At 75.7% G+C, this 5181-nt stretch carries 6 protein-coding genes and 1 pseudogene; 1 reads left to right on the forward strand and 6 read right to left on the reverse strand.

All coding sequences use genetic code 11. The annotated features are described in order from the left end of the window. The 6 genes from VR45_RS28620 to VR45_RS28645 all read right to left on the reverse strand — a co-directional run. Positions 1-379 (reverse strand): NUDIX domain-containing protein (locus VR45_RS28620; protein ID WP_045942749.1); only part of this gene is annotated, 379 nt, incomplete at its 3' end. Positions 380-483: 104 nt separating this feature from the next. Then, positions 484-1110 carry a NeuD/PglB/VioB family sugar acetyltransferase gene (locus VR45_RS28625; RefSeq protein WP_107084298.1) on the reverse strand — a complete coding sequence of 209 codons (627 nt, stop codon included), beginning with the start codon at positions 1108-1110 and terminating at the stop codon, positions 484-486. A gap of 26 nt (positions 1111-1136) precedes the next feature. Further along, positions 1137-1895 carry a sugar transferase gene (locus tag VR45_RS28630; RefSeq protein ID WP_078896912.1) on the reverse strand — a complete coding sequence of 253 codons (759 nt, stop codon included), beginning with the start codon at positions 1893-1895 and terminating at the stop codon, positions 1137-1139. Positions 1896-1938: 43 nt separating this feature from the next. Then, positions 1939-3051, reverse strand: coding sequence for a glycosyltransferase (locus tag VR45_RS28635; protein ID WP_078896913.1), 1113 nt, complete (start codon positions 3049-3051; stop codon positions 1939-1941). Next, positions 3044-3886, reverse strand: coding sequence for a polysaccharide deacetylase family protein (locus VR45_RS28640; RefSeq protein WP_045942751.1), 843 nt, complete (start codon positions 3884-3886; stop codon positions 3044-3046). The genes VR45_RS28635 and VR45_RS28640 overlap by 8 nt, the downstream gene beginning before the upstream one ends. A gap of 311 nt (positions 3887-4197) precedes the next feature. Further along, entirely contained in the window at positions 4198-4470 is a 273-nt protein-coding gene (locus VR45_RS28645; RefSeq protein WP_159394384.1) for a hypothetical protein, read from the reverse strand. Positions 4471-4937: 467 nt separating this feature from the next. On the opposite strand from VR45_RS28645, the pseudogene VR45_RS49145 reads away from it, so the two are divergent. Further along, positions 4938-5181: pseudogene (locus VR45_RS49145) on the forward strand (hypothetical protein); the annotation flags it as partial.

Below are 5181 nucleotides of genomic sequence, written 5' to 3' on the forward strand. Positions count from 1 at the left end.
GGTACCAGCCGACCGCGAGCGTCTCGTCCTCGTCCGCCCGGATCTCCCCGCCCACCGGGCGGCAGCGGAAGACGACCTCCAGGTACTGCGTCACATCGCCGTTGGGGTAGGTGATGTCCGGCGAGACGGTGAGCGTGACGAGCCGTTCGGCCACGGTGGCGATCCCGGTCTCCTCCAGGCACTCCCGGACCGCTCCGTCGGCCGGCTGCTCGCCCGGGTCGAGGATGCCGCCCGGGGGCGCCCAGCTGCGGTCGTCGGCGCGCTGGACGAGCAGCACCCGGCCCTCCTCGTCCAGGACGACCGCGGCGGCGGCGCTGAGCCAGAGCTTGCGGGAGCCCACCACCGCGCGGAGATCGGCCAGGAACTTCGGAATCGCCATGCCCCGAAGCCTATCGGGGTGCCGCGCCCGCCGGGCTGCGTCTGCGGAGCGGGCGGGCCCGGGCGGGCGTTCAGGTCCGGCGGGCGTTCAGGTCCGACGGCCGCTCAGGTCCGACGGAGCGGGCGGGCAGGGGAGCCGACCACCACCTCGCCCGGGGCCACGTCCCTGGTCACCACCGCGGCCGCGCCGACGAAGGCCCCGGCGCCGACCTTGCGGCCCTGGAGCACCACGGCGTTGGAGCCCACGGTCGCGCCGTCGGCCAGCAGCACCGCGCCGGAGACGTTGCCGCCCGGGTAGACCGTCACCCGCTCGCCGAACACCGTGTCGTGGCCGACCGTCGCGTTGTAGTGGACCTGGCTGTGCGCGCCGAGCCGCACGCTGCTGGACACGTACGCGCCACCCATCACCAGGCAGCCCGGGCCGAGCAGGGTGTCCGGGGCGATCAGCGCCCGGGGGTGGAGCAGGGTGAACGGCTCCGCCCCCAGGCCGTCCAGCAGGGCGGACAGCCGCTGCCGGACGGCCGGGTCGGCGATGCCGACCAGGTAGCGGGCGCCGGGTCCGAGATCCGCGGGCCTGCGGACGGGCAGGCCGCGGACGGTGGCGCCGTGCTGACGGTCGTCGAGGAACCCCGCGACCGGGACGCCGGCCGCGAGCGCGGTGTCCAGCGCCTCGCGGCCGACGCCTCCGGCGCCGGCGATCCAGAGTGCGGACGAGTCCGTTGCGGAGGGCATGGGGGCCATCCTGCCGGGTCCGACGGTCAGGACGCCTCCTCGACGGCGGCGCCGACCGGGGCCGGGCGGGCCGGCCGGGCGCGGAGCGGTGGGACCGGCCTCGGCCCGGTGGTCTGCCTGGGCAGGCCGAGCACGGCGGGAGCCGGCTCGGCGCCGCCGGTGGTGGCGCCCGTGGTGGCGCCGGCGGTCGCGGCGGTCTCGACGGGCTCGGTCGGCGCCGGGAAGCCCGGGTTGACCCCGCCGGCGGCGGTGATCCCGGCCGGGTTCAGCAGCACCTTGACGGTCAGCACGAGGATCCGCAGGTCGAGGCCGAGCGAGCGGTTCCGGACGTACCAGAGGTCGAGCTCGATCCGCTCCGGCCAGGTGATGGAGTTGCGGCCCTGGACCTGGGCCCAGCCGGTGAGCCCGGGCCGCACGTCGAGCCGGCCGCGCTGGCGGCGGGAGTAGTGGACGACCTGCTCGGGCAGCGTGGGCCGGGGCCCGATCACCCCCATCTCGCCGCGCGCCACGTTCCACAGCTGCGGCAGTTCGTCCAGGCTGGTCCGGCGGAGCAGGTCCCCTAGCCGGGTGATCCGGGGAGCGTCCGGCTCCTCCGGGAAACGTTTGTCCCGCATGGTGCGGAACTTGAGGATCTCGAACTCCTTGCCCCGCAGCCCCGTCCGGGTCTGCCGGAAGAGCACCGGTCCGCCCATGGTGCAGCGGATCAGCAGAGCGATCACCAGACCCAGCGGAATCGCGACGATCCCGGTCAGGACGGTGATCGCGAGGTCCCCCCCTCGCTTCATGACGGTCCTTCCCCCTGATGCGGTGGTGTGGTCGTGGGCGGGCTCAGCCGACCGTCCAGGGCAGCCCCTTCGCGCGGGCGACGGCCGCGCCGAGGCGCTCACGCAGGCCGGGCTCGGTGAGGAGCCGGTCCAGCGCACTGGTGAGGGCCCGGGCGTCCCCGGGCGGGGCGAGGAGCAGGTGCTCGTCGTGGGTGCCGACCTCGCGGCAGCCCCGGATGTCGCTGAGCACCATCGGCAGACCGCCGGCGGCGGCCTCCATGGCGGAACGGGAGAACCCCTCCCGGTAGGAGGGGAGGACGAAGACGTCCAGCGCGGCGTAGACGGCGGGCATGTCGGCGCGCGGACCGAGGAAGGCGACCCCGGACTCGGCGCCGTGGGCGTCCGGCTTGTCCGGGTCGTCGGGGCCGATCCAGACGAACCTGGCCTTGCCGGCCAGGGCGCGGGCCGCCTCGGCGTACTCCCCGATGCCCTTCTCGGCGACCCGGCGGCCGACCCCGCCGACCAGCAGCTCGTCCGGTCCGAGGCCCAGCTCGGCGCGCAGCCGGGCCCGGGCTCGGGCGCGTTCGCCGGGATCGGTGGCGAAGCGGGTGAGGTCCACGCCGTTGCCGACCACCCGCGAGCGGCGGGCCGGGACGGCGCGAGCCAGGGTCCGCCGGTCCTCGCCGTTCTGGTACAGCTCGGCGTGCGAGAAGCGGGCGGCGAAGGCCTCCGCGCCGAGCACGAAGGCGCGCTTGGCGAACGGGTCGTGCGCCTGCGCCCACAGCCCGTGGCAGGTGTTGACCACCACCGGGACGCGGGCCAGTCGGCCGAGGACCCGCCCGAGCACACCGGTCTTCGGGTTGTGGGTGTGCAGCACGTCCGGGCGGATCCGGCGGAGCACGGCCAGGAGTTCGCGGGCCGCGGCGGCGTCGGCCCGCGGCTCCCAGGCCCGGGTCAGCGCGTGCAGCGGCTCGTGCCGCACCCCGATCGCCGCCAGGTCGGGCACGTACGGGCCCGGGGCGCTGATCCCGTACGTCTCGAAGCCGGCCTCCAGGTCGACCTTGAGCTCGGTGGCGAGGAGCAGTTGGAGGCTCATGTCGACGGTGGTGAGGTGGGCGACGCGCAGCGGTCGGCCGCCGGGGCCGCGCAGGCGCGGGGGTATCCGGTCCTCAGGCACGGGCGCCCACCGCCTTCGCGGTGGCGACGATCCTGGCGTAGGCGCGCTCGGGGATCAGCCGGCCGTGCAGCTTGGCGCGGAAGAAGTCGATCGGGTCGGTGCGGCGGACCGGCACCCGGCGCAGCCGCACCGGGTCGACCCCGGGGGTGTTGCGGCCGACCTCGCCGGTGGCGGCGGTCCGGAAGCGGGCGCGCAGCGCGGGCTCCATGTGCGGGACCGGCACGCCCCAGGTGTAGGCGTAGTGGCTGGGACGGACGCCCAGGTGCTCCTCGACCTCGTCGTTGCAGGCGTCCAGCTCGGCGGTGGTGAGCAGCTCGGGGCGGGCGTGGGTGCGGGTGTGGTTGGCGACCGTGCACAGGCCGGAGGCGGTCATCTCGCGCAGCTGCTCCCAGCTGAGCGCGGGGGCACCGGCGGCCTTGGCGGTCGATCCCTCCCAGCGCATCTCGCCGCCGACGTGGCCGCTGGCCAGGTAGACGGTGAACGGCAGCCGGCGCTCGCGCAGCAGCGGCCAGGCGTTCTCGAACACGTCCGCGAAGCCGTCGTCGAAGGTGAGGACGACGCCCGGGGTGCGGCGGCCCGACTCGATCCGGTCGGTGGCCTCGTCCAGGGAGACCACCCGGCCGGGCGGCAGGGCGGCGAGCAGGTCGGCCTGGGCGGCGAAGTCGGCGGTGGCGACGTCCAGCTCGTCCGGGCTCCCGCCGCCGACCCGGTGGTAGATCAGCACGGTGGCGCCCTCGCCGGGACTGCTCCCGACCCGGCGCGCCAGCTGGCGCTTCACCTGGGCCCGGATCCCCCCGGAGACCGGGGCCGTTCCGGGCACGGCGCTGCCGCTCATCGCTCCCCCCTCTGCGGCACCCTCCCCGGCGCCGGCAAGTGGCCTCGCATCCGGCGCGGTTGGCGCTCCGGACCGACATCACAGTAGGGGGAACTGTGGGGCTGGTGCCCCGGAATTGTGAAAGAAGCGAGAAGGAGTTGGCAGTTGGGCCGAAAACCGGCCGATCCGACCGGACGGATCCGCTCGGGAGTTCGGTGCGCGACCGGTTCCGGCGGAATTCGACAAACCCGGAGCCGGGAGGCCGGGGCGCCGCTCCGGGAAGCCTCTCCGGGGAGCCGCTCGGGGCACCGGGGCGCCCGCGCCCGGTCGGCTCAGGCCGCCGCGCGGCGGTGCCGGCGGAACACCGCGACACCGATCCGGCCGAGCAGCAGCACACCGGCGGCGAGGCAGCCGGCGACCGCCATCGCCCAGGCCGGTCCGTCACTGTCCGGAACCACGACCGCGACCACGATGCCCAGCGCGAGGCAGGCCAGACCGACCAGCGCCAACGGCACCTGGTGGGTGACCAGGGCGCCACCGTGCCAGAACCGCGGCATCCGGGTCGCGCCGTGCGGGTGCTGGTGATCACGTTCCGCATCTGCCATGAGCCCAAGGTACCTCGGGGCCGCCGCCGGAGCAGCCCGCGGAGCGTGACCTTTCGGCCACTTCGGGTCACCGACGGTGCGGCCGGCCGGGGCGTGCGCAGGCACTCCGCCGGTGCGCCCCGGCGCGCGCCGGGGTGTCCGTCGCGACACCCCGGCGGCGCCCGCTGCGACACCTACTGCGACACCCACTGCGGCGCCCGATCCGTCGTCGTCCCGGGTTCGTTCCGGCTCCGTCCCGGGATTGTTCCCGCGCTGCGAAAAAACCTTGCCGGTCCGGTACAACCATCAACGGGGCGTAGCTGTCTCCATTACATTGAGCGATCCAGGAGCCGTCCGCGGTGCGGGTTGGGAGTCCCCGCCGTGGACCGGAGATACCCAGGGGGCGGAGCCGCCGTGCCCTGGAGTCGGAGGCCGGGCTCTGTCCTCCGGCGGTACCGCCACGCCGCATCGGCGACCGAGGGGGAACCGTGCCGCAGTCCCATTCCACGACGTCGACCTCCGGCCTCACCGCACTCAACAGGGCCGTGGTGACCGCCCTGTCGGACCTGCGGCCGCCACCGACCGCCGCCCCGCCGCCCGCGCCCGGCCCCGCGCGGCCGGCGGCCGCGTCCCCCGCGAGTGCCGTGCCGACCGACGGGCAGCCGGTCGCCACCCAGCCCGGCGGCCGGAACCGGCGGTCCCCCGCGGCCACCCGGTCCGCCGCGGCCACCC

This window comes from Streptomyces sp. NRRL S-495 (genome assembly GCF_000966955.1).
GTDB lineage: Bacteria > Actinomycetota > Actinomycetes > Streptomycetales > Streptomycetaceae > Kitasatospora > Kitasatospora purpeofusca.